A 23,350-nucleotide genomic window follows, 5' to 3' on the forward strand; every position below is an offset into this window, starting at 1 on the left:
ACGTATTAACGTGTTATGTAACACATTACGAAATAGTAGGAGAGAATATGGCTCGCGGGGGCATTAACAAGGCTTTGGTGCAGAAGGCGCGAGCTGCGTTGCTGGCCCGCGGCGTCAATCCGAGCATCGATGCGGTGCGCGTTGAGCTCGGAAATACAGGGTCGAAGACCACTATTTCGCGGTATATGCAGGAGCTGGAGTCCGCAGATGTGCGCCCTCAGGCTGCCCCAGACCGCCTAAGTGACGAGCTAACCGCGATGGTCAGTCAGCTACTTAAACGCGTGCTGGAGGAGGGCAATGTAGCCCTGGCGCAGGAGAGGCTGGCCCATCAGCAAAGCATCGCTGCCAAGGATCAGCTCGTAAGCGAACTGGAAGCGGAGCTCAAGAAAACCAAGCAGGTCGTAGCTAGCCGAGACGTGGCATTGGCGGCCCAGGCTGAAGAATTGAGAACGTCTCAGTCATCACTCCAAGCGGAGATCACCCGAAACGCTCGTATCAGCCAAAGCTGCGCCGATCTGGAGCTGCGGATACAGGAGGGGAGCCCGCAGAATTCGGAAAAAATCGTACGCTAACAGTTCAAGCGTCCCGGCCACGCCTGACTGTAGCTTGTTGACTGGTCAATCTGTCTCGCGGGTAAAGCGATAGAACAAGTTCGGCTCGCTGACCACGTACAAATACCCTTCATCGTCGATGGTTACGCCTTCGGCTTGGGGTATACCTTTCAGCAAACCAGCAAACCCCCTCGCCAAGGAGCGGAAACTCACCACCTTGCCCTCGTCGGTCATTTCAATCAGCAGTTTCGACTCGTCGCTGAGCAGGATCAGATGGCCGCTCTGTTGATCGAATACAACCGAAGACAAGTCAGTGGCAAACACCTTGTCTTTTACTAGGTTGGACATGTCGCGGACGTGCAGGGAAACGCCTCCTTCCAGGCTGGCACGAAGGCCGCTCACTTCCAGTAATTGCCGGGGGTCACGCTCCTTGGTCACAAACAAACGATCACCTTTTAGGTCGTAGGCGAGCCCTTCAAGGCCTTTGTTGTCCTCCTTGCCAAGCGCCAAGGTTAGCGCTGAATACTGGTCTAGGCTCAATGGTCGATCAGGAGAAAGCTTACCGTATTCGTCGATGGGGATATCCACGATAACCAGGCTCTGCCGCCGCTCTTCGGCAATGACCAGTTGACCGTTGCCGGCATAGGACACCGCTTCCACGTCGTGGAAGCCATCCAGGCTGTAACGTCGCTCCACGTCACCGTCACGACTGAGGGCCAGCAGCTCGTTCGGGCCATTGGTAACCGCCCACAGCAGATTTAGGTCAGGATCGAAGGTCAGGCCCGAAAGGTTGTTGTCCACACCGGGAACCGCCTTAGCATCCAGCTCAACCCGATAGCCAGGCAGCCACACAGAGCGCTCCTGCCAATCGTCTGTGTGCCAGTGGGTCTTGATCCAAAAGTACAGACGATCATCAAGGTGATGAGTACGTACTTGGAATACGGTGAGCAACACAAGGCATACAAGCGCCCACATCCAAACACTTACTTTCCGTGTTCGGCCCAGCCAGTTTTTAGCCATCAAATACATTAGAAGCCTCGTTAAATCAGACTGACGCCACGAGCCGTGATGGTTTCAACCCGACTCGGCGCGGCTGGCACAGGTGATACACAACGGCGTGGCCGGATCGAACTCCAGACGGCCCGAGGCGATCAACTCGCCGCATTGGTTACACCAGCCATAGTCGCCCTCGTGCCAGCGCTTGAGGGCCAGTTGGAGACGGACACGTTCATGCCGTGCACGACTGCGGATCGCATCGTTCATCGCTTGTTGCTGGAGTGCGTCCATTCTCGATAGACGCCCCACCTTGCTTTGATCCAGCTCTACCGATTGCGAGCGAGACTCAGCGTCTCCCAGCAATCGATCCAGCTCGGCAGCCCGCTGTTCCAGTAGGGTCTTGAAATGGGCAAGATCGAGGGCGTCGTCCAGGCTCATTAGCGCAGCAGTAACAGCGGACTGGTGGTGGTACGGAGCATGCTGGTAGTGGTGCTGCCGACCAGGAACTGCCGGATACGTGAGTGTCCATAAGCCCCCATCACTAGCAGATCGATGCCATGCTCTTTCTGATAGGCGTGCAGGGTACGTTCTATTTCACCGCTCCGAGTCTCAGCGCGAACGGTAAATCCGGCGTTGATCAGCACTTTCTGCGCCCAGTCCAGCTGCGCGGACGCTTCGTCGTTCACGGGCCCAACCATGACCAGATGGATCGGCAGCCCCTTCAGCAGCGGGCTGGCTGCCAGCATCTCCACACCCTTGCGGGTTGTAGCGCCGCCATCGAATGCCAGCATCGCGCTCTTGGGCTTTTGGAAGTTGGCCGGGGTGACCAGGATTGGCCGGTGCATGATACGAATAACGCTTTCCAGCTGGCTTCCGACATGCTGACTCAGACCGCCACTAGACTCGCCCTGGCGACCGATAACCAGCAAGCGCGTTTCACTTTGCAGCTCTTGCAAGCTCTCCAGTAAATCGCCATGTCGCTGCTTGGACTCCGGTGCGCGCACACCATCATTCACGGCCCGTTCTTTCGCGGCTGCAAGCATGATTCGCCCTTGTTCAAGGGCCAACTTGCCGCGCTGTTCATCCAGGGAAGCAAGCTCATCAAGCAGGTGCTCGCGGCTGCCAAGGCCAATGTTGCCACTCAAATCTGCTGCAACCGGATACTGGCGCTGATCCAGCACATGCAGGAAGGTCAGCGGCGCTTCCAGGCTCAGACTGGCCCAGGCCGCGTAGTCGCAAACAGCTGGAGCCGAGGTGGAACCGTCGATACAGGCAATTAGGGGTCGTTTGCGGGAGAGGGCGAAATCCTACGCTAAGGCTTTGGCCAACGATATTCTCCGGTAAGATTGATGTGTTCCGAGGGGATAGGAGAAGTCGCTTGATATCTAGTATGACGTCTGTCGCACCTGCTTGATCGCGGCCGCGATAGCTAGATCGCGTTGCTCCTCTTCTCCATCCGCGTTCCAAGCTGCGGAAAGGCACCCATAAGCGTACGCCTGGTCGAGCAGGCGACGCGGATCGACGTCCAGCGCACGAGAGAATGCGTCCGCCATCTGTGCAATGCGTCTGGGATCGAGACAAAGGTCGTCTCTGTCAGCCGGATCGTAGAACATATTGGCGGCGCCAAAGCCCACTTCACCGACCAGACCGACGGGATCTATCACCAGCCAGCCGCGACTGGAGAACATGATGTTTTCATGATGCAGATCGCCATGTAGCCCACGCAGTTCCGAGGCATTGCTCATCATTTGATCGGCTATAATCGCCGCGTGGACGTAGTCAGTTTGACAACCTGCGTTTTGATCATCGCGCGCCCGCTGAAACAAAGCTGCAAAGCGATCCCGGATCGGGAGAAGGGCAGAAGGCAGGGGTTCCTCAGATGCGGCATACAGCTTCGCCATTAGTTCCGCTGCAATTTCGGTCGCCTGGTAGTCGCCGTGCTCGGCAACGATGTGAGAGAGCATTCGCTCCCCGGCATATTCGAGCAACATCAGATTGTTCTCACGACCGAGCAACCGGACTGCTCCCCTCCCATTGCGCCATACCAGATAGTCGGCCCCGCGCAGTTCATCAGCAATGTCTTCTATAGGTTTCAATCCCTTGACGATTGCAGGAGTCCCGTCTGGCAATGAAACTTTCCAAACGAGGCTGGAAAAGGTGTCCGCAATGAGAACAGGTTGCGAAACGTGCCAATGAGCAGGAAAAACAGGCGGCATGAACATCAACCCCAAGTCAGAGGGTCCAATCGCAGATAGAAGGCAAGGCGTTCGCGGTCGGGGGCTTCGATCCCCAATACATTGAATAGGACAGCGAAGGCGCGCTCTGCTTCATCTGGCGCTGCCCAGTTCTCTTCGGCGTTAGCAATCATGAGTGCCAAATCGGCATAGCGATCTGCTGTTCCGAGCCGCCCAAGGTCGATCAGACCCGTGCATTGAAGAGTTTTAGGGTCCACCATGAAGTTCGGCATGCAGGGATCACCATGGCAAACAACCATATCGGTGCGCTCTTGGTCGAGCCGCACCGGTAGCTCTCGTTCGACACGAGCCAAAAGATCGAGCTGCGGCGTACTCTTGTCCTCGTCCGGTAAGAAGTCGGGATTGACGGCATTGCGGGACACCACATCAACGGCGCGTCCGAACATTCGCGACAGCCTGCGCTCAAACGGACATTGATCAACCAATAGGCTGTGAACAGCGCCAAGTTGCTGCCCCATTGACGGCCACGCTTTGAGCAAATCCGCTCCAGACAGATCAGCCGCCGGTACTCCCGGAATTGCCGTTATCACCAAGCATGCACCCTCCTGTTCCTCCTGCCAGTTGATCACCTCGGGGCAAGCCACACCTCGACCTTTGAGCCAAATGAGGCGGTCACGCTCTCCAGCGAGCTCACCGCGGCGGGAAGCAGGTGCGATTTTCGCGAAGGCATGCCCGTCACCACGTCGAAAAACAAAATCACCAGATTCTCCGCCTCTGACAGGCAACCAGTCAGAATGCGATTCACCAAAAAAAATATTAGTTCGATTCAATGGAGGTTCCTTCAGTTTTCTGATGAAGCGCGGAGGTGGCTCAACCTGCGAAAAGAAACGAGTTGCTACGTAAGTCCGAGAACATGCTTTCCATGGTCTCTGAGCTCGCCTTTGGGACCGACATATCGGTAGAGAGTGACGCGCTCGATGCCGAGTTCCTTGCAGAGATCGGAAACTGAAGTATCGCGCTGGGCCATGGCGGCTTGCGCGAGACGCACCTGAGCTTTGGTGAGCGCGAATTTTCGTCCGCCCTTGCGACCGCGCGCTCTCGCGGAGGCGAGACCCGCCATGGTGCGCTCTCGGATCAGATCCCGCTCGAACTCGGCTAAGGTGGCGAAGATTCCGAACACCATGCGACCGGACGCAGTCGTGGTGTCGATCTGAGCGCCCTTTCCAGTCAGAACCCGCAGGCCGATCTTGCGGTCTGACAGCTCCTTCACCGTGTTGACCAGATGGGCAAGCGATCGTCCGAGGCGATCGAGCTTCCAGACCACCAGCACATCGCCGTCACGCAATGACTTGAGGCAGGCAGTCAAGCCAGGGCGATCATCACGACCGCCGGAAGCAAGATCATCATAGATATTGTCCCGTTCGACACCTGCGGCGCGCAAGGCGTCGTGCTGCAGGTCGAGAGACTGCGAGCCATCGGCTTTGGAGACGCGGGCATATCCGATCAGCATGTATCACAAACGTTGGTTTGAGGCGGCGCTTCGGCCACGATTGCATTGACCTCTGGAAATGTATCTCAACCAGCTTCATAAATAAAGCGTCTTGAACGCTATCAGATTTTGAAAAAGGAACATGTATGCCGCGTCGCGTCACTCTAACCGATCGGCAGAAAGACGCGCTGTTGCGCTTGCCGACTTCACAGACGGATTTGCTCAAGCACTATACGCTGAGTGATGAAGACCTTGGGCATATCAGGCTGCGTCGGCGCGCTCACAACAGGTTCGGCTTCGCCCTGCAATTGTGTGTCCTGCGCTATCCCGGCCGGGTGCTGGCTCCAGGCGAACTGATCCCTGCAGAGGTCATCGAATTTATCGGAGCGCAGCTTGGCCTGGGTGCCGACGATCTCGTAGACTATGCTGCCCGCGAGGAAACACGGCACGAGCATCTTGCCGAGTTACGGGGGCTCTACGGCTTCCGCACCTTCTCCGGACGTGGTGCGAGCGAGCTGAAGGAATGGTTGTTCCGAGAAGCCGAGATGGCGGTGTCGAACGAGGATATCGCCCGTCGCTTCGTAGCCGAGTGCCGACGCACCCGCACTGTCCTTCCCGCGACATCCACGATCGAGCGGCTTTGTGCCGCGGCTCTCGTCGATGCCGAGCGACGCATCGAGACGAGGATCGCCAGTCGGCTGCCTATGTCGATCCGAGAACAGTTGCTGGCATTGCTCGAGGAGACGGCTGATGATCGGGTGACCCGTTTTGTGTGGCTGCGCCAGTTCGAGCCTGGCTCGAACTCTTCGTCGGCCAACCGGCTGCTCGACCGGCTCGAATATCTGCAACGCATCGATCTCCCCGAGGATCTGCTTGCCGGCGTTCCTGCCCATCGGGTGACTCGTCTGCGCAGGCAGGGTGAACGGTATTATGCCGACGGCATGCGCGATCTCCCGGAGGACAGGCGGCTTGCGATCTTGGCTGTTTGCGTCTCGGAATGGCAGGCGATGTTGGCCGACGCAGTGGTCGAAACCCACGACCGGATCGTCGGCCGTCTCTACCGTGCTTCGGAGCGTATTTGCCATGCAAAGGTCGCAGACGAAGCGGGGGTGGTGCGTGACACCCTGAAATCCTTCGCCGAGATCGGGGGCGCCCTGGTCGATGCACAGGATGATGGCCAGCCGCTGGGCGATGTCATCGCGAGTGGGTCAGGGTGGGACGGCTTAAAAACCCTTGTTGCAATGGCAACCAGGCTGACCGCCACCATGGCCGACGATCCGCTCAATCATGTGCTCGACGGTTATCACCGCTTCCGCCGATACGCTCCACGCATGTTGCGCCTGCTCGATCTGCGAGCTGCGCCCGTTGCACTGCCGCTTCTGGAAGCGGTGACGGCCCTTCGTACCGGTTTGAACGATGCCGCGATGACCAGCTTCTTGCGGCCCAGCTCGAAATGGCATCGCCACCTTCGGGCCCAGAGGGCTGGCGACGCTCGCCTATGGGAGATCGCGGTGCTGTTCCATCTGCGCGATGCGTTCCGCTCCGGAGATGTCTGGCTTACTAGGTCCCGGCGCTATGGCGATCTGAAACACGCACTCGTTCCGGCACAATCCATCGCGGAAGGCGGTCGTCTCGCTGTGCCATTGCGGCCGGAGGAATGGCTGGCAGACCGGCAAGCTCGCCTCGACATGCGGTTGCGCGAGCTTGGCCGTGCCGCTCGCGCAGGCACGATCCCGGGCGGGTCGATTGAAAACGGCGTTCTGCATATCGAGAAACTCGAAGCCGCCGCGCCGACAGGCGCCGAAGATCTGGTGCTCGATCTCTACAAGCAGATCCCGCCCACGCGCATCACCGATCTCCTGCTGGAGGTGGATGCGGCGACCGGCTTCACCGAAGCGTTCACCCATCTGCGCACAGGAGCACCCTGCGCTGACCGGATCGGGCTAATGAACGTTATCTTGGCGGAAGGGATCAACCTCGGCTTGCGCAAAATGGCGGATGCGACAAACACCCACACCTTCTGGGAATTGATCCGCATTGGACGGTGGCATGTCGAGGGCGAAGCCTATGACCGGGCGCTGGCCATGGTGGTCGAGGCACAGGCAGCGTTACCCATGGCCCGGTTCTGGGGCATGGGCACGTCGGCTTCGAGCGACGGACAGTTCTTCGTCGCTACAGAGCAAGGTGAGGCCATGAACCTGGTCAACGCGAAATATGGCAATACCCCGGGCCTGAAAGCCTATAGCCACGTCTCCGACCAATATGCGCCGTTCGCAACCCAGGTGATTCCTGCAACGGCAAGCGAAGCGGCTTACATCCTCGATGGCCTGCTGATGAACGATGCTGGACGCCATATCCGCGAGCAGTTCACCGACACGGGCGGCTTCACCGATCACGTCTTTGCCGCATGTGCCATTCTCGGCTACCGGTTCGCTCCGCGCATCCGCGACCTGCCATCCAAACGGCTCTACGCGTTCAATCCGTCGGCCGCCCCGGCGCACCTGCGAGCGTTGATCGGCGGAAAGGTCAACCAAGCCATGATCGAGCGCAATTGGCCCGACATCCTGCGCATCGCCGCCACCATTGCTGCCGGGACCGTCGCGCCAAGCCAGATTCTGCGGAAACTCGCCTCCTATCCGCGGCAGAACGAGCTCGCGACAGCCCTGCGGGAAGTCGGTCGCGTCGAGCGCACCCTGTTCATGATCGACTGGATTCTGGATGCCGAACTCCAACGGCGTGCCCAGATCGGGCTCAACAAAGGCGAAGCTCATCATGCGCTGAAGCGGGCAATCAGCTTCCACCGCCGCGGTGAAATCCGCGACCGTTCCGCCGAAGGCCAGCATTACCGCATCGCCGGCATGAATCTGCTCGCCGCCATCATCATCTTCTGGAACACCATGAAGCTCGGCGAGGTCGTTGCAAACCAGAAACGCGATGGAAAGCTGCTATCGCCCGATCTCTTGGCCCATGTTTCGCCGCTCGGATGGGAACACATCAATCTCACCGGAGAATATCGCTGGCCAAAGCCTTAGCGTAGGATTCCGCCCCCTCCCGCAAACGACCCCAATTACGTGGGTCATTGTTGTTCTCCTTCTCAGTGGCCCATGAGTTGATCAATGGCGTCAGGTTTATCGTGAACACCAAAGCGATCCACGATAGTGGCGCTGGCCTCGTTTAAGCCCAGCACTTCGACTTCAGTACCTTCACGGCGGAACTTAATGACTACCTTGTCCAGGGCTGCAACAGCGGTGATATCCCAGAAGTGGGCGCGATTCAGGTCGATGGTTACCTTGTTCAGGGCTTCTTTGAAGTCGAAGGCCGCGACGAACTTGTCTGCTGAGCTGAAGAACACCTGGCCGGTGACGTTATAGCTACGATGCTCGCCGGCTTCGTCCAGCGAAGAGCTGATCGCCATGTAATGGCCAACCTTGTTGGCGAAGAACATCGCGGCCAGCAGCACGCCGGCCAGCACGCCGAAGGCCAGGTTATGGGTGGCGACCACGACCACCACGGTGACGACCATGACAATGTTGGTCGACAGCGGATGCTTCTTCAGGTTGCGCAGCGAATCCCAACTGAAGGTGCCGATGGACACCATGATCATCACTGCCACCAGCGCAGCCATTGGGATCTGCTTCAGCCAGTCGCCGAGGAAAACCACCATCAGCAGCAGAAATACGCCTGCGGCAAGAGACGACAGGCGAGAACGACCGCCGGATTTCACGTTAATGATCGACTGACCAATCATCGCGCAGCCAGCCATACCGCCGATCAGACCCGAAGCAATGTTGGCCACGCCCTGGCCCTTGCACTCGCGGTTCTTGTCACTCGGGGTGTCGGTCAGGTCGTCGACAATGGTCGCGGTCATCATCGACTCCAACAGACCGACCACAGCCAGTGCTGCCGAATAAGGAAAGATGATGGCCAGCGTCTCGAATGTCAGCGGCACATCAGGCCAGAGGAAGATCGGTAGCGTATCCGGCAGTTCACCCATATCACCGACCGTGCGGATATCCAGACCAACCGACATGGCGACGGCGGTCAGCACGATGATGCACACCAGCGGCGATGGGATGAGCTTGCCGATCTTGGGGACATAGGGGAACAGATAGATGATGCCGAGGCCTGCGGCTGTCATGGCGTAGACGTGCCAGGTGACATTAGTCAGCTCGGGCAGCTGAGCCATGAAAATCAGGATCGCCAGTGCATTGACAAAACCGGTCACCACCGAGCGCGAGACGAAGCGCATCAGCGATCCGAGCTTCAGGAAGCCAGCAGCAATTTGTAGCACGCCACATAGCAGCGTGGCGGCCAGCAGATATTCAAGACCATGGTTCTTGACCAGAGTCACCATCAGCAGTGCCATGGCACCCGTTGCGGCCGAAATCATGCCTGGGCGGCCACCGACAAAGGCGATCACCACAGCGATACAGAAAGAGGCGTAAAGGCCGACCTTAGGGTCAACGCCAGCAATGATCGAGAAGGCGATGGCTTCAGGGATTAGGGCCAGTGCGACCACAAGACCGGCGAGGATGTCGCCACGGATGTTGGATAACCAGGTTTGTTTTAACGAGTGGAGCATCAGAATTCCCAAGGCAATGGATCGCGCAGCACAGCATGGCGCAGGCCAAGTGCAGCTGGTCGATACGAGGTCAAATGTCGGATGTAGAGGAGCTGTGGCGGGTGTTAAAACCTAAAGCACAGCAGAAAGCGACCGCTGGCAGAGCAAGCAGTCACAGATGATGCGGGGGGGCGAAGCGCTATGGCGGCGTAGGCAGCCAGATCATGTTTTGCAGGGTAAGCATGAGGTCTTATCGAGTGTCTTTAGTAACTCAATGGCCGCAACAGTCTACAGGAAGAGGGCAATTTCTGCGAGTCACCCCCGGACTAGGGCGTCCTGTTTGGATGTCAGCCTGAGCTATACCCTAACTGTGTCATTTTCAGAAGACGACTGCACCAGTTGATTGGGCGTAATGGCTGTTGTGCAGCCAGCTCCTGACAGTTCAATATCAGAAGTGATCTGCACCAATCTCGACTATGCTCAATACTCGTGTGCACCAAAGCGAGGTGAGCATGGCGACGGAGGCTCTGTTGCAAAGATTGGCGGCAGTCAGAGGTAGGCTGTCGCTCTGCGCCGATCAGGCGGCTGCTGCGAAATGGTGGTTGAGCATGCCCATGGCCTCCGTCAGCGCCGAGGGCCCAATGCCAAAAGCTCTCTCCACAAGGCGCACCTCGCCCCTGATGCCGGGCTGCAGGCACCAGGGGCGAGCCTGTCCTTTGCGCAGGGCTCGCATGACTTCGAATCCCTTGATCGTGGCATAGGCCGTGGGGATCGATTTGAAACCGCGCACCGGCTTGATCAGTATCTTGAGCTTTCCGTGATCGGCCTCGATCACGTTATTGAGATACTTCACCTGCCGGTGGGCCGTCTCCCGGTCCAGCTTTCCTTCGCGCTTCAATTCGGTGATCGCTGCACCATAGCTCGGCGCTTTGTCGGTATTGAGCGTGGCAGGCTTTTCCCAGTGCTTCAGGCCTCGCAGGGCCTTGCCCAGGAACCGCTTCGCTGCCTTGGCGCTGCGGGTCGGCGACAGGTAGAAATCGATCGTGTCGCCCCGCTTGTCGACTGCCCGGTACAGGTAGGTCCACTTGCCCCGCACCTTGACGTAGGTTTCATCCAGGCGCCAGCTCGGATCAAAGCCACGCCGCCAGAACCAGCGCAGCCGCTTCTCCATCTCCGGGGCGTAGCACTGGACCCAGCGATAGATCGTCGTATGGTCGACCGAAATGCCGCGTTCCGCCAGCATTTCCTCAAGGTCGCGATAGCTGATCGGATAGCGACAATACCAGCGCACCGCCCACAGGATCACATCACCCTGGAAATGGCGCCACTTGAAATCCGTCATCGTTCCGTCCGTCCAATCTCCGCCAAGCATGCTCAAGCTTCACGATTTTTGCAACAGAGCCCACACGAGTATTGAGCATAGTCGAGATTGGTGCAGATCACTTCTGATATTGAACTGTCAGGAGCTGGCTGCACAACAGCCATTACGCCCAATCAACTGGTGCAGTCGTCTTCTGAAAATGACATTTGGTATCTCTCATAAACGGATGTTTTTGAGAGAACTATCTTCGGCCTTCACACGCACGAAAGGCGGCGAAGCTCCGCCGTTAATCCGTCCGCCGGAGATCTCGCCCAGGCAGGCTGAAGGCCGAGCAAGCCTGACAGGCCCGAAAAGCCCGGCACGGGCGTCGGCGGCGATGACGGCGGCGGCATTATCCAGGGTTGATGATGGAAGTGGAGGATATCGACAACCTCTCGCGCAACCAAGACATCGCGGTCGGACTGCAAGTGATCTTGAAGCCACGGGCCCGTCCCACCCCGACATGGACCTCGATGCCCGAACGGACGTTAGATTTCGAGTTCTAGGCGTTCTGCGATGAAGGTTGGATCCCAGCCGGGATTGAAAGTGTCGACGTGGGTGAATCCGAGCCGCTCGTATAGGCCACGCAGGTTCGGGTGGCAGTCGAGCCGCAGCTTGGCGCACCCCTGCGTTCGCGCGGCATGGCGGCAAGCCTCGATCAGCGCGGAGCTGACACCCCGGCCCGCATGTGTCCGTCGCACCGCGAGCTTGTGCAGATATGCGGCCTCCCCCTTGAGGGCGTCGGGCCAGAACTCGGGATCCTCGGCCGACAAGGTGCAACAGCCGACGATGCCGTCGCTGCAACTCGCGACTAGGAGCTCGGATCTCAGGACGAAGGTCTCCGCGAATGTCCGGTCGATCCGCGCGACGTCCCAGGCGGGCGTTCCCTTGGCGGACATCCACGCCGCAGCGTCGTGCATCAGCCGCACAACCTCGTCGATATCACCCGAGCAGGCGACCCGAACGTTCGGAGGCTCCTCGCTGTCCATTCGCTCCCCTGGCGCGGTATGAACCGCCGCCTCATAGTGCAGTTTGATCCTGACGAGCCCAGCATGTCTGCGCCCACCTTCGCGGAACCTGACCAGGGTCCGCTAGCGGGCGGCCGGAAGGTGAATGCTAGGCATGATCTAACCCTCGGTCTCTGGCGTCGCGACTGCGAAATTTCGCGAGGGTTTCCGAGAAGGTGATTGCGCTTCGCAGATCTCCAGGCGCGTGGGTGCGGACGTAGTCAGCGCCATTGCCGATCGCGTGAAGTTCCGCCGCAAGGCTCGCTGGACCCAGATCCTTTACAGGAAGGCCAACGGTGGCGCCCAAGAAGGATTTCCGCGACACCGAGACCAATAGCGGAAGCCCCAACGCCGACTTCAGCTTTTGAAGGTTCGACAGCACGTGCAGCGATGTTTCCGGTGCGGGGCTCAAGAAAAATCCCATCCCCGGATCGAGGATGAGCCGGTCGGCAGCGACCCCGCTCCGTCGCAAGGCGGAAACCCGCGCCTCGAAGAACCGCACAATCTCGTCGAGCGCGTCTTCGGGTCGAAGGTGACCGGTGCGGGTGGCGATGCCATCCCGCTGCGCTGAGTGCATAACCACCAGCCTGCAGTCCGCCTCAGCAATATCGGGATAGAGCGCAGGGTCAGGAAATCCTTGGATATCGTTCAGGTAGCCCACGCCGCGCTTGAGCGCATAGCGCTGGGTTTCCGGTTGGAAGCTGTCGATTGAAACACGGTGCATCTGATCGGACAGGGCGTCTAAGAGCGGCGCAATACGTCTGATCTCATCGGCCGGCGATACAGGCCTCGCGTCCGGATGGCTGGCGGCCGGTCCGACATCCACGACGTCTGATCCGACTCGCAGCATTTCGATCGCCGCGGTGACAGCGCCGGCGGGGTCTAGCCGCCGGCTCTCATCGAAGAAGGAGTCCTCGGTGAGATTCAGAATGCCGAACACCGTCACCCTGCTGCGTAACATCGTTGCTGCTCCATAACATCAAACATCGACCCACGGCGTAACGCGCTTGCTGCTTGGATGCCCGAGGCATAGACTGTACAAAAAAACAGTCATAACAAGCCATGAAAACCGCCACTGCGCCGTTACCACCGCTGCGTTCGGTCAAGGTTCTGGACCAGTTGCGTGAGCGCATACGCTACTTGCATTACAGCTTACCAACCGAACAGGCTTATGTCCACTGGGTTCGTGCCTTCATCCGTTTCCACGGTGTGCGTCACCCGGCAACCTTGGGCAGCAGCGAAGTCGAGGCATTTCTGTCCTGGCTGGCGAACGAGCGCAAGGTTTCGGTCTCCACGCATCGTCAGGCATTGGCGGCCTTGCTGTTCTTCTACGGCAAGGTGCTGTGCACGGATCTGCCCTGGCAGGGCATCAACGAAGACCAGAACCTGGGCATCGCCATCACCCGCCGTGCGCTGGAAGCCCCGCTGCGCGCCATCGTGGCCAACGCCGGTGAAGAACCGAGCGTGATCGTGGCCAACGTCAAGGCCGGCGAAGGCAGCTACGGCTACAACGCCGCCACCGGCGAGTTCGGCGACATGATCGCCATGGGCATCCTGGACCCGACCAAGGTGACCCGCTCGGCCCTGCAGCACGCCGCTTCCGTCGCCGGCCTTGCGATCACGACCGAAGTGGTCGTGGCCGAAGTGCCGAAGAAGGAAGAGCCGGCCATGCCGGGTGCTGGCGGTATGGGCGGCATGGGCGGCATGGATTTCTGATCCGGTTGGCCCGGTCGTCAGGGAACCGGACCGCGCCAGCGCGGTCCGATCCCGGCAACGACCCGACATCAAGGCCCCAAGGACGGGGCCGGAGCCCGGCAGCGATGCCGGGCTTTTTGTTGTGCCCGCGCCGCGGCAATGTCTGACGCGAAGATCAGAACGCACCGATACGAACGTGCGAACACAGGCGCAACACTGAGCAGCCGTCCCCGCACCGGAGCGCTGCGTGCCGCGCCTCGCCACATCCCGGCGGCAAGCCGCGGGATGCGCGCCACTGCCGTCCGCCCACACCGGTTCGCGGTACGCGCGCCACGCGCCCGAGCGCACGCTGCTGTACGCGTTGGTAGAGGCGCACTACCCGGACTTCATTGCACGGATCGAAGCGGAGGGCCGCTCGCTGCCCGGGTATGTCCGCGAGGCGTTCGATGCCTACCTGCGTTGCGGCGTGCTCGAGCACGGCTTCCTGCGGGTGGTGTGCGAGCACTGCCGTGCAGAGAGGCTGGTGGCCTTCTCCTGCAAGAAGCGCGGGTTCTGCCCGAGTTGCGGCGCGCGACGCATGGCCGAGAGTGCGCGGCACCTGGTCGAGGAGGTGTTCGGCCCGCGGCCTGTGCGGCAATGGGTGCTGAGCTTTCCGTACCCCTTGCGTTTCCTGTTCGCCAGCAAGCCAGAAGCCATTGGCCCGGTGCTGGGCATCGTGCAGCGCGTGATCGCCGGCTGGTTGGCCGATCAAGCCGGCATCGACCGCGCCAGCGCCCAGTGCGGCGCGGTGACGCTGATCCAGCGTTTCGGCAGCGCGCTGAACCTGAACATCCACTTCCACATGCTGTGGCTCGACGGCGTGTACGTGGAAGCCACCGAGCTGCCGCGGCGCGAACTGCGCCTGCACCGCGCCCGTGCGCCCACCACCGCGCAGTTGACCCAGCTGGCAGCTACCATCGCGCACCGGGTGTGTCGGCACCTGACGCGCAAAGGCTGGCTCGAAGGGGAGGGCGAATCGGCCTTCCTGGCAGACAGCGCTGCAGGCGACGACAGCATGGATGGGCTGCGGATGAGTTCGATCACCTACCGCATCGCCACCGGCCGCGACGCTGGCTGCAAGGTCGTCACGCTGCAAACGCTGCCCGGTGACGCCGGTTCGCTGGAGGGCGAAGCCGGCAAGGTCGGCGGCTTCTCACTGCATGCCGGCGTGGCGGCCGAAGCACACGAAAGCCACAAGCTGGAAAAGCTGTGCCGCTACATCACGCGCCCGGCGATCAGCGAGAAGCGGCTGTCGATAGCGCTCCAGGGCAGGGTGCGTTACCAGCTCAAGACCCCGTGGCGCAATGGCACCACGCATGTGGAATGGGATCCGGTGGATTTCATCGCCAAGCTGGCGGCGCTGGTCCCGCCACCTCGCGCGCATCTCACCCGCTTCCACGGCGTATTCGCCCCGAATGCAAACCTGCGTGCGCAGCTGACGCCCTCGGGGCGCGGCAAGCGGCCTGCGGGCGATGCGGCGCCAGTGGACGTCAGCGCCCACGACGCGCCGCGCAGCCCCGAGGAGAAGCGCCGTGCGATGAGCTGGGCGCAACGGCTCAAGCGGGTCTTTTCCATCGACGTCACCGCCTGCGTCCACTGCGGTGGCACCGTGCGGATCGTCGCCAGCATCGAGGAACCCACCGCCATCCGCGCCATCCTCGCCCACTTCGAGAAGCACGGCGCGCGGGAAGAAGCGCACTACAGGCCCGCAGCGCGCGCGCCGCCAGTGCAAGCCGCGTGACGATCTGCCGGCTGCACAGCCGACGGCGAAACCGGAATCCGAGCCGATGCGGCCACGATCCGCAGGGCGGCGCTCGGCCCGCTGTCGGGAATCAGCGAAGCATGGCTGCTGACAACGCCGCTGCGTGGCCCCGCGATGCCGAAATCCCACTCACAGACGTCCGATCCGTGCCCAAAACGGGGCTTGCGCGACCGCCGCCTACCCAGCAGACTGCCCGAAAAGGGCGTTTGAACTTCCTATACGCAAGGAACGTCTCGCCTGCCAAATCGGGCCATGTGACGGCTGACCGCTTGGCGAGCGGATGCCGTTCCGGTAGCACCGCCAAGAGCGGTTCGGTCCATGTGCGACGGGAATGGCAGTCGGGTGGTTGGGGCGTGCCCGCGACGAACGCCACGTCCAACCTGCCGGCGCGAAGCTGCACCACCGCTTCACGGGCCGGGCCTTCGGCGATCTCGACTTCAACATCGGGGTAATCCTTGCGGTATTGGCCGATCAGCTTTGCGAGGAAGCTATGCGGAATCAGGGCATGGATACCGATACGAAGCCGGCCGCTTTCTCCGGCTGCCGCCATGCCGGCGGTTTTCACCGCATGGTCGAGTTGGTCAATACCTACGGCTATCCGCTCGACGAAATGGCGTCCGGCCTCGGTCAGCCGAACGCCGCGCGCATGACGCTCGAACAAGAGGATGCCGAGGTCTTCTTCCAGTGCCTTCACGCGGGCGCTGACGCTGGACTGTGCAACGCCGAGCGCGTTGGCGGCGTGACGGAAGTTGAGATATTCGGCGACAGCGAGAGTGTGAACTAAGGTCATCATTGGCACTCGCCCCGAAAGGAGATGATTGCTCAACAGATTTAATCCGTCATTTCTCCTAAGTCTACGCATGCCAAATCGCCATGACTAAATCACAATGAAGTTGCGAATGGTCTGCGTAGTATTGGCAGACATATTAAATAGAGGATCGCGCCGACAATCCAAACCCAACCGTTCCATGCCCCGGCGGTGGCAGAATAGAGTGCTGTGAAGCCAAGCGGTCCTGCGATAGAGCTTAGATTGGTGAGGCTCGTTAGCGTTCCTTGCAAAGCCCCTTGCTTGTTACTGCTGACATTGTTTGAGAGCATTGCCTGCAAGGCCGGCATGCCAACACCCCCGGCGGCAAGCAGCAACAGAATCGGGAACACCATCCATCCCTGCGTGGCAAAAGCCAGAAGAACGAAGCCAGTCGCATCCGCAGCCATGCCAAACAGCAGCGTGCGCCGCTCTCCAAGCCGGCTTGAAAGCGGGCCGGTAACAAACGCTTGGAAGATCGCATGTGTTGCCCCAAACGCCGCGAGCGACAAACCAACGGTCGCGGTGTTCCACTGAAAACGGTCCTCGCCATATATGACCCATAGGGCTGCAGGCACTTGGCCGATCAGTTGAATAATGAAGAAAACTGCGAAAAGCGCACCTAGCCCGCGCAATGCATCATCCAGCCGTAACAGAACGAATGGTTTGATGCGAACCGGCTTTCCGGTCCCGCCATGGCTGTGATGAGTCTCCTTGAGGAAAATGCAGGCAAGCAGGAACGCGAACCCGTTGAGAAGGGCGGCGGCGATAAACGGGGCATGAGCAGAGATACCACCGAGCATGCCACCAAGTGCTGGCCCGGCAATCATGCCCGCCCCATAACAGGCCCCCATGTAGCCGAACCAGCGTGCGCGAGAACCTTCCCCCGTCGAATCGGCAATGGTTGAGGCTGCTACAGCTCCGGTTGCGCCCGTGACGCCGGACACGAGTCGGCCGATATAGAGCACCCATAAGACCGGCGCTGATGCCATAATCGTGTAATCGACTGCGGCTCCTGCAAGAGAAGCCAGAAGTACCGGACGCCGACCGTAAGAATCCGAAAGCTGTCCAAGCATGGGCGCGAAGACGACCTGCATCAATGCATAGAGCGACAGCAAGGCACCATAGTGTCCAGCGACCTGCTCTGCTGGCACAAGCTCACGCAGAAGCGTCGGAAGGACGGGCATGATGAGGCCGAGACCCATGGCGTCAAGACCCACGATCAGCAGGGCAATGATGGCAGAGCTGCGCACCTGAAACTCCAGCGCCGCTCAATGGAGCGACTTTATCAACGATAAGGAGATGGACATATAACTTATCGGTGATAAATTGTCAAGCACTGGCGAAGGAACGTGAATGACCAAACTGGACAAGGGCACCGTGATCGCGGCGGCGCTAGAGCTGTTGAACGAGGTTGGCATGGACAGCCTGACGACGCGGAAGCTCGCTGAACGCCTCAAGGTTCAGCAGCCTGCGCTTTACTGGCATTTCCAGAACAAGCGAGCGCTGCTTGATGCGCTCGCCGAGGCGATGCTGGCGGAACGCCATACCCGCTCGCTACCCGAAGAGAATGAGGACTGGCGGGTGTTCCTGAAAGAGAATGCCCTGAGCTTCAGAACGGCGTTGCTCTCTTATCGGGACGGCGCGCGTATCCATGCCGGCACTCGACCGACAGAACCGAATTTTGGCACCGCCGAGACGCAAATACGCTTTCTCTGCGCGGAGGGCTTTTGTCCGAAGCGCGCCGTTTGGGCGCTCCGGGCGGTCAGTCACTATGTGGTCGGTTCCGTTCTCGAGCAGCAGGCATCTGATGCCGATGAGAGAGTTCCGGACAGGCCAGATGTGTCCGAGCAAGCACCGTCGTCCTTCCTGCACGATCTGTTTCACGAGTTGGAAACAGACGGCATGGATGCTGCGTTCAACTTCGGACTCGACAGCCTCATCGCTGGTTTCGAGCGGCTGCGTTCATCTACAACAGATTAGAGGCTTATGCCCCTTTGCCGCCCCAACTGCCACGACACCGATCCGCTTTGCACGATGCCCATGACCTCACGGCCGAGCTGGCGGTCGATGACCGGCCGCCACGGGACAAGGGAAATGAGCGGTATCTTGCCAGACAGGATACCGCCATTCACGAGGTTTCGAAGATTATTGCGCCGCATCGGAGCGGGCTTGCTTCCAGTCGTCGGCTAGACGACTGGCGACTTCTCGGTGGCAGCATCACGGGATCGAAGGAGCGCCAGCCCCAACGACACCAGCACTGCCATTGCCGTGGCGTAACAAATCACGGGCCACGCTGTATCGCCGTTTAACAGCGTCACCGCCAATGTCCCGACGATACTGACTATCAGGCTTTGGATGCAGAAGTAGAACGCAACCGCTGATCCAGCGATGTCGTCGAACTGCGCAAGTGCGCCGTTGGCGGTAACGGACACCGTGAAGACAATGCCGACCGCGACAACCCACATCGGCAGGATGAAGCTGAAAAATGACGGCGATCCGAAAAGTTGGCCGATCCCCAACAGGATCGCGCCGGAAACGAGCAACGCCATCCCGCGCGCTACGCATCCCGCGATACCCCATTTGGCAACGAAGGACTTTGCGAAGCGGGTTGTCGTGACCATGACCAGCGCGACAGTCGCGAAGGCCAAGCTAAATCCGATCTCGGAATAGCCGGCTTGGCCTATGAGAACACGGGGGGCTGTCGAGAAGAAAACGAAGAATGTGCCCATGCCGGCACTAAATCCGACCGTGTAAACCCAAAAGGCCGGACTCGCGAAGATCGGCAAAACAGATCGTTGCGTTCTGGCCTGATCCAACGGTCGGGTTTCATGCCACCTGAAACTGGCGTTTAAGAGTGCGAGCGAAGCCAGTGCAGCCAGTGTGATGAAGATCGCCTGCCATCCCCAAAACTCGCCGATCAGCGCACCGGCTATAGGGCCGAGCGCAGGCACGAACGCCAGCATCGAACTGAAAAGGCCGTAGATGACGGCACCTTCGGGACGATTGGCATATACGTCGCGCACGGTCGCGAAGGTGGCCACCAGCATGGCCGATGCTCCAACAGCCTGAACCAGACGAAACGCAACAAAGGCTAATGCAGTTGAAGAACAAGCCGCTCCCAGAGACGCAGCAACGAAAGCCGTTGCGCCTACAAGCAGGATCGGCCGTCGCCCGACGCGATCGGAGAGTGGCCCAAAGATCACTTGGCCCACACCGAGCATCACCATGTAGAGGCTCAACGTGAGTTGGATTATGGATGGAGTCGTGTTCAGGACGCCCGGCATCGCCGGAACGACTGGAAGATAAATATCCATCGCCAGCGAGGCGAGGATGTCGAAGGGAGCCATAAGCAGCAAGGCTGCCGGCAGCGTATAGGCCCACGCGGGGCGTGTGGTGGTCATGACGAATCAACCGCTCGATTAAGGATACCGGGCAGCGTCTGCTCGTCAGCAATCAGATGGGATTGGTCTTACAGAGCGCCGCAACAACAATTCTGATGTTGCGGCTTACTTGTCTGCTGACTTGGAATTTCCCATGCTGATGGCTCCACGATTACGAAATTGAATAGCAGCTCTTATCGAATTAGTTGTTGCGTTGCAATGCGGTATCGTTGGCTCCTATAGCCCCAACCCCCGCTGCCGCCCTAACTGCCACGACACCGAACCGCCCTGCATGATACCCGCGACCTCGCGGCCGAGCTGGCGGTCGATGATCGGCCGCCACGGGACAAGGGTGAACTCGTGGCTCTTTTCCACGATGGCGAACTTGCCGCTCGTTAGCTGGACAGTCCCGGTGAACTTGCCGCTGACACTCTCACCATCCTTGGCGGCGCGGAACGGCAGCGCCTTGCCCTCGGCCATCTCCGCACCGGCGCGCGCAACTTCCCGCTCGCGCAGGGTGGCGAGAAGATTGCGCCGGTAGAAGATTCGGCCGTCCCTGTTGCGCGTGGCATCGCGCTGTTCGATATGATGCTCGCGGCGCTGGTCCATGGCTTCGCGGACCTGTTGCCCGAAGCCGGTCGGCGCAAGGTCGGCCGTTTCGCCATGGACCAATCGCCGGTCCATCCCCGGATCGAGGATGAGCCGGTCGGCAGCGACCCCGCTCCGTCGCAAGGCGGAAACCCGCGCCTCGAAGAACCGCACAATCTCGTCGAGCGCGTCTTCGGGTCGAAGGTGACCGGTGCGGGTGGCGATGCCATCCCGCTGCGCTGAGTGCATAACCACCAGCCTGCAGTCCGCCTCAGCAATATCGGGATAGAGCGCAGGGTCAGGAAATCCTTGGATATCGTTCAGGTAGCCCACGCCGCGCTTGAGCGCATAGCGCTGGGTTTCCGGTTGGAAGCTGTCGATTGAAACACGGTGCATCTGATCGGACAGGGCGTCTAAGAGCGGCGCAATACGTCTGATCTCATCGGCCGGCGATACAGGCCTCGCGTCCGGATGGCTGGCGGCCGGTCCGACATCCACGACGTCTGATCCGACTCGCAGCATTTCGATCGCCGCGGTGACAGCGCCGGCGGGGTCTAGCCGCCGGCTCTCATCGAAGAAGGAGTCCTCGGTGAGATTCAGAATGCCGAACACCGTCACCATGGCGTCGGCCTCCGCAGCGACTTCCACGATGGGGATCGGGCGAGCAAAAAGGCAGCAATTATGAGCCCCATACCTACAAAGCCCCACGCATCAAGCTTTTGCCCATGAAGCAACCAGGCAATGGCTGTAATTATGACGACGCCGAGTCCCGACCAGACTGCATAAGCAACACCGACAGGGATGGATTTCAGAACCAGAGAAAGAAAATAAAATGCGATGCCATAACCGATTATGACAACGGCGGAAGGGGCAAGCTTAGTAAAGCCCTCGCTAGATTTTAATGCGGATGTTGCGATTACTTCGCCAACTATTGCGATAACAAGAAAAAGCCAGCCTTTCATGATATATCTCCCAATTTGTGTAGGGCTTATTATGCACGCTTAAAAATAATAAAAGCAGACTTGACCTGATAGTTTGGCTGTGAGCAATTATGTGCTTAGTGCATCTAACGCCGGAGTTAAGCCGCCGCGCGTAGCGCGGTCGGCTTGAACGAATTGTTAGACATCATTTACCAACTGACTTGATGATCTCGCCTTTCACAAAGCGAATAAATTCTTCCAAGTGATCTGCGCGTGAGGCCAAGTGATCTTCTTTTTGTCCCAGATAAGCTTGCTTAGCTTCAAGTAAGACGGGCTGATACTGGGCAGGTAGGCGTTTTATTGCCCAGTCGGCAGCGACATCCTTCGGCGCGATTTTGCCGGTTATTGCGCTGTACCAAATGCGGGACAACGTAAGCACTACATTTCGCTCATCGCCGGCCCAGTCGGGCTGCGAGTTCCATAGCTTCAAGGTTTCCCTCAGCGCCTCGAATAGATCCTGTTCAGGAACCGGGTCAAAGAATTCCTCCGCTGCCGGACCTACCAAGGCAACGCTATGTTCTCTTGCTTTTGTAAGCAGGATAGCTAGATCAATGTCGATCATGGCTGGCTCGAAGATACCCGCAAGAATGTCATTGCGCTGCCATTCTCCAAATTGCAGCTCGCGCTTAGCCGGATAACGCCACGGGATGATGTCGTCATGCACGACAAGGGTGACTTCTATAGCGCGGAGCGTCTCGCTCTCGCCAGGGAAAGCCGAAGCCTCCATAAGGTCATTGAGCAATGCTCGCCGCGTCGTTTCATCAAGCTTTACGGCCACAGTAACCAACAAATCAATATCGCTGTATGGCTTCAGGCCGCCATCCACTGCGGAGCCGTACAAATGCACGGCCAGCAACGTTGATTCCAGATGGCGCTCAATGACGCTTAGCACCTCTGATAGTTGGTTCGAAATTTCGATGGTCACCGCTACCCTCATGATGTCTAACGCCGCCATAAGTTGCGGCTTTGGAGTTGATTGTTTTGTGGTAGCGTAGCGTTAAACCACAAAACAAGCGACGGAAAAGCCGTCAACTTGATGGCCTTGTTAGCCTTATCAGCGCGACTGTGATGTATAAACGTCAAAAATTGAATGACCAATTTTAACAATCGCATCATTTCGCTCTGCCATTGAAGCCTGTGTTTGAGCTAGATAGATGCTCACAATAATTGGGGCTTGATGCTCACTCCACACAACTGCTGTAATACTCCGAGCACCAAATCCGCCAGCACCTGAGCGATCCGCAATGTTCCATCCCGCCGGCAATACTGAACGTAGTAAATTACCAGTGACTTGATTGTTCACCATCCAAGACTCTAATTTTTTCTGGTTCATTTCAGATAGCGCGGAACCAAATAAAAATTTATTCAAAGTACTGGCTATTGCCTTAGGAGTTGTCGTATCCCTCAAATCACCGAGCTTACCTTCATTTAAATCAGGCTCAATACGGTCTAGACGAGTCTCTTTGTCCCCAATTTGTCTTAAAAAATCAGTAACGCCTTTGGGGCCACCTACAGCACTTAGGATGATATTTGCCGCAGTATTATCACTTGTAGTCATAGTTGCGAAGCACGCATCATCGAGTGTGATTGCCTGCCCTACTTGCTTTTCTATTACAGGGGAATAGGTCACAAGATCTGCTTTCTTAATCTCGACTGTACTATTGGGATTAACTTTTCCTTGCTCAGCATCATATAGTAATTTAGCGCAAGCTATTGTTTTAAAAGTACTTGTTAACGGGAAGCGCTGATTGCCATTGTAATCCCAATATTCTCCATTTTGAGTATCAAGAACGGAAACACCTATACGAGCAGAAAGAGAAACTTCAATTGCCTTAACGTCTTGTTCAACTTGCTGAAACTTTGAACTACTTGCAAAAACCACGGATGGTATTAAAAGCGAAAATGCCAATAAAAACTTCATGTAAGTAACCCCATAATT

At 58.7% G+C, this 23,350-nt stretch carries 21 protein-coding genes and 3 pseudogenes; 6 read left to right on the plus strand and 18 right to left on the minus strand.

Annotated elements, in window-relative coordinates:
- Window positions 1-47: 47 nt before the first annotated feature.
- Window positions 48-572 (plus strand): DNA-binding protein, encoded by a 525-nt coding sequence (locus L1P09_RS12560; RefSeq protein WP_235768917.1) that lies wholly within the window; start codon window positions 48-50, stop codon window positions 570-572.
- Between the two features lie 45 nt (window positions 573-617).
- Here L1P09_RS12560 and L1P09_RS12565 read toward each other — a convergent pair whose 3' ends face one another.
- The 6 genes from L1P09_RS12565 to L1P09_RS12590 all read right to left on the minus strand — a co-directional run bounded on the left by L1P09_RS12565 (window position 618) and on the right by L1P09_RS12590 (window position 5,252).
- Window positions 618-1,580, minus strand: coding sequence for an SdiA-regulated domain-containing protein (locus L1P09_RS12565; RefSeq protein WP_010794530.1), 963 nt, complete (start codon window positions 1,578-1,580; stop codon window positions 618-620).
- 45 nt (window positions 1,581-1,625) lie between these two features.
- A complete protein-coding gene (locus L1P09_RS12570) occupies window positions 1,626-1,985 on the minus strand; it encodes a TraR/DksA family transcriptional regulator (RefSeq protein ID WP_003090764.1) in 360 nt (119 codons plus the stop codon).
- Window positions 1,985-2,824 carry a universal stress protein gene (locus L1P09_RS12575; protein ID WP_026014172.1) on the minus strand — a complete coding sequence of 280 codons (840 nt, stop codon included), beginning with the start codon at window positions 2,822-2,824 and terminating at the stop codon, window positions 1,985-1,987. The genes L1P09_RS12570 and L1P09_RS12575 overlap by 1 nt, the downstream gene beginning before the upstream one ends.
- A 108-nt stretch (window positions 2,825-2,932) precedes the next feature.
- The gene (locus L1P09_RS12580; protein WP_000480968.1) at window positions 2,933-3,769 is read right to left on the minus strand and encodes an aminoglycoside O-phosphotransferase APH(6)-Id; all 837 of its coding nucleotides are present in this window, start codon (window positions 3,767-3,769) and stop codon (window positions 2,933-2,935) included.
- Complete coding sequence (gene aph(3'')-Ib / locus L1P09_RS12585) at window positions 3,769-4,572, minus strand: aminoglycoside O-phosphotransferase APH(3'')-Ib (RefSeq protein WP_010794532.1); 804 nt, start codon at window positions 4,570-4,572, stop codon at window positions 3,769-3,771. Before aph(3'')-Ib ends, L1P09_RS12580 begins: the two co-directional genes overlap by 1 nt.
- A gap of 65 nt (window positions 4,573-4,637) precedes the next feature.
- Window positions 4,638-5,252 carry a recombinase family protein gene (locus tag L1P09_RS12590; RefSeq protein ID WP_000904906.1) on the minus strand — a complete coding sequence of 205 codons (615 nt, stop codon included), beginning with the start codon at window positions 5,250-5,252 and terminating at the stop codon, window positions 4,638-4,640.
- Window positions 5,253-5,377: 125 nt separating this feature from the next.
- Between L1P09_RS12590 and L1P09_RS12595 the strand changes: the two genes are divergently transcribed.
- The gene (locus L1P09_RS12595) at window positions 5,378-8,263 is read left to right on the plus strand and encodes a Tn3 family transposase (RefSeq protein WP_019410178.1); all 2,886 of its coding nucleotides are present in this window, start codon (window positions 5,378-5,380) and stop codon (window positions 8,261-8,263) included.
- A 62-nt stretch (window positions 8,264-8,325) separates the two neighbouring features.
- On the opposite strand, the gene L1P09_RS12600 is transcribed toward L1P09_RS12595, so the two are convergent.
- The 4 genes from L1P09_RS12600 to sul1 form a co-directional block, all read right to left on the minus strand.
- Entirely contained in the window at window positions 8,326-9,813 is a 1,488-nt protein-coding gene (locus L1P09_RS12600; protein ID WP_235768285.1) for a SulP family inorganic anion transporter, read from the minus strand.
- 556 nt (window positions 9,814-10,369) lie between these two features.
- Window positions 10,370-11,134, minus strand: coding sequence for an IS6-like element IS6100 family transposase (locus tag L1P09_RS12610; protein ID WP_001389365.1), 765 nt, complete (start codon window positions 11,132-11,134; stop codon window positions 10,370-10,372).
- A 506-nt stretch (window positions 11,135-11,640) separates the two neighbouring features.
- Window positions 11,641-12,141, minus strand: a complete 501-nt coding sequence (locus tag L1P09_RS12620) for a GNAT family N-acetyltransferase (RefSeq protein WP_000376623.1) — start codon at window positions 12,139-12,141, stop codon at window positions 11,641-11,643.
- A 127-nt stretch (window positions 12,142-12,268) separates the two neighbouring features.
- On the minus strand, window positions 12,269-13,120 hold the full coding sequence (sul1, locus tag L1P09_RS12625; RefSeq protein ID WP_000946487.1) for a sulfonamide-resistant dihydropteroate synthase Sul1: 852 nt from the start codon (window positions 13,118-13,120) through the stop codon (window positions 12,269-12,271).
- Between the two features lie 101 nt (window positions 13,121-13,221).
- Here sul1 and intI1 point away from each other — a divergent pair.
- The 3 genes and pseudogenes from intI1 to L1P09_RS12640 all read left to right on the plus strand — a co-directional run.
- Window positions 13,222-13,521 (plus strand): annotated as a pseudogene (intI1, locus tag L1P09_RS12630) (class 1 integron integrase IntI1); the annotation flags it as partial.
- Window positions 13,522-13,875 (plus strand): annotated as a pseudogene (locus L1P09_RS12635) (TCP-1/cpn60 chaperonin family protein); the annotation flags it as partial.
- A 226-nt stretch (window positions 13,876-14,101) separates the two neighbouring features.
- Complete coding sequence (locus tag L1P09_RS12640) at window positions 14,102-15,634, plus strand: IS91-like element ISCR3 family transposase (RefSeq protein WP_001747814.1); 1,533 nt, start codon at window positions 14,102-14,104, stop codon at window positions 15,632-15,634.
- A gap of 91 nt (window positions 15,635-15,725) precedes the next feature.
- Here the strand turns inward: L1P09_RS12640 and L1P09_RS12645 are convergent, their stop codons facing one another.
- Together L1P09_RS12645 and tet(G) are read right to left on the minus strand one after the other, a co-directional pair.
- A complete protein-coding gene (locus L1P09_RS12645) occupies window positions 15,726-16,448 on the minus strand; it encodes a LysR family transcriptional regulator (RefSeq protein WP_223151157.1) in 723 nt (240 codons plus the stop codon).
- Window positions 16,449-16,537: 89 nt separating this feature from the next.
- Window positions 16,538-17,713, minus strand: a complete 1,176-nt coding sequence (gene tet(G), locus L1P09_RS12650; protein ID WP_001257840.1) for a tetracycline efflux MFS transporter Tet(G) — start codon at window positions 17,711-17,713, stop codon at window positions 16,538-16,540.
- Window positions 17,714-17,816: 103 nt separating this feature from the next.
- On the opposite strand from tet(G), the gene tetR(G) reads away from it, so the two are divergent.
- Window positions 17,817-18,443, plus strand: a complete 627-nt coding sequence (gene tetR(G) / locus L1P09_RS12655; protein ID WP_000163574.1) for a tetracycline resistance transcriptional repressor TetR(G) — start codon at window positions 17,817-17,819, stop codon at window positions 18,441-18,443.
- On the opposite strand, the pseudogene L1P09_RS12660 reads toward tetR(G), so the two are convergent.
- The 6 genes and pseudogenes from L1P09_RS12660 to L1P09_RS12685 form a co-directional block, all read right to left on the minus strand.
- Window positions 18,440-18,556: pseudogene (locus tag L1P09_RS12660) on the minus strand (DUF3363 domain-containing protein); the annotation flags it as partial. The gene tetR(G) and the pseudogene L1P09_RS12660 overlap by 4 nt on opposite strands.
- A 93-nt stretch (window positions 18,557-18,649) precedes the next feature.
- Entirely contained in the window at window positions 18,650-19,864 is a 1,215-nt protein-coding gene (locus L1P09_RS12665; RefSeq protein WP_000214125.1) for a chloramphenicol/florfenicol efflux MFS transporter FloR2, read from the minus strand.
- 216 nt (window positions 19,865-20,080) lie between these two features.
- Window positions 20,081-21,052, minus strand: coding sequence for a dihydropteroate synthase (folP, locus tag L1P09_RS12670; protein ID WP_000259026.1), 972 nt, complete (start codon window positions 21,050-21,052; stop codon window positions 20,081-20,083).
- Complete coding sequence (locus L1P09_RS12675) at window positions 21,046-21,393, minus strand: quaternary ammonium compound efflux SMR transporter QacE delta 1 (RefSeq protein ID WP_000679427.1); 348 nt, start codon at window positions 21,391-21,393, stop codon at window positions 21,046-21,048. The genes folP and L1P09_RS12675 overlap by 7 nt, the downstream gene beginning before the upstream one ends.
- A 163-nt stretch (window positions 21,394-21,556) precedes the next feature.
- Entirely contained in the window at window positions 21,557-22,348 is a 792-nt protein-coding gene (locus L1P09_RS12680) for an ANT(3'')-Ia family aminoglycoside nucleotidyltransferase AadA2 (protein ID WP_001261740.1), read from the minus strand.
- A 117-nt stretch (window positions 22,349-22,465) separates the two neighbouring features.
- Window positions 22,466-23,332 (minus strand): PSE family carbenicillin-hydrolyzing class A beta-lactamase CARB-2, encoded by an 867-nt coding sequence (locus tag L1P09_RS12685; protein WP_001931474.1) that lies wholly within the window; start codon window positions 23,330-23,332, stop codon window positions 22,466-22,468.
- Between the last annotated feature and the right edge of the window lie 18 nt (window positions 23,333-23,350).

It is taken from the genome of Pseudomonas juntendi (genome assembly GCF_021560075.1).
Lineage (GTDB): Bacteria > Pseudomonadota > Gammaproteobacteria > Pseudomonadales > Pseudomonadaceae > Aquipseudomonas > Aquipseudomonas juntendi.

Bases quoted from the DNA above. Each gene is read 5' to 3' on its own strand.
- L1P09_RS12600 (WP_235768285.1), bottom strand. From the start codon at position 9,813: ATGCTCCACTCGTTAAAACAAACCTGGTTATCCAACATCCGTGGCGAC.
- L1P09_RS12590 (WP_000904906.1), bottom strand. From the start codon at position 5,252: ATGCTGATCGGATATGCCCGCGTCTCCAAAGCCGATGGCTCGCAGTCT.
- L1P09_RS12645 (WP_223151157.1), bottom strand. From the start codon at position 16,448: ATGATGACCTTAGTTCACACTCTCGCTGTCGCCGAATATCTCAACTTC.
- L1P09_RS12665 (WP_000214125.1), bottom strand. From the start codon at position 19,864: ATGACCACCACACGCCCCGCGTGGGCCTATACGCTGCCGGCAGCCTTG.
- L1P09_RS12560 (WP_235768917.1), top strand. From the start codon at position 48: ATGGCTCGCGGGGGCATTAACAAGGCTTTGGTGCAGAAGGCGCGAGCT.
- L1P09_RS12620 (WP_000376623.1), bottom strand. From the start codon at position 12,141: ATGGACAGCGAGGAGCCTCCGAACGTTCGGGTCGCCTGCTCGGGTGAT.
- L1P09_RS12595 (WP_019410178.1), top strand. From the start codon at position 5,378: ATGCCGCGTCGCGTCACTCTAACCGATCGGCAGAAAGACGCGCTGTTG.
- L1P09_RS12610 (WP_001389365.1), bottom strand. From the start codon at position 11,134: ATGACGGATTTCAAGTGGCGCCATTTCCAGGGTGATGTGATCCTGTGG.
- L1P09_RS12680 (WP_001261740.1), bottom strand. From the start codon at position 22,348: ATGAGGGTAGCGGTGACCATCGAAATTTCGAACCAACTATCAGAGGTG.
- L1P09_RS12570 (WP_003090764.1), bottom strand. From the start codon at position 1,985: ATGAGCCTGGACGACGCCCTCGATCTTGCCCATTTCAAGACCCTACTG.
- folP (WP_000259026.1), bottom strand. From the start codon at position 21,052: ATGGTGACGGTGTTCGGCATTCTGAATCTCACCGAGGACTCCTTCTTC.
- L1P09_RS12565 (WP_010794530.1), bottom strand. From the start codon at position 1,580: ATGTATTTGATGGCTAAAAACTGGCTGGGCCGAACACGGAAAGTAAGT.
- L1P09_RS12675 (WP_000679427.1), bottom strand. From the start codon at position 21,393: ATGAAAGGCTGGCTTTTTCTTGTTATCGCAATAGTTGGCGAAGTAATC.
- L1P09_RS12580 (WP_000480968.1), bottom strand. From the start codon at position 3,769: ATGTTCATGCCGCCTGTTTTTCCTGCTCATTGGCACGTTTCGCAACCT.
- L1P09_RS12685 (WP_001931474.1), bottom strand. From the start codon at position 23,332: ATGAAGTTTTTATTGGCATTTTCGCTTTTAATACCATCCGTGGTTTTT.
- sul1 (WP_000946487.1), bottom strand. From the start codon at position 13,120: ATGTTACGCAGCAGGGTGACGGTGTTCGGCATTCTGAATCTCACCGAG.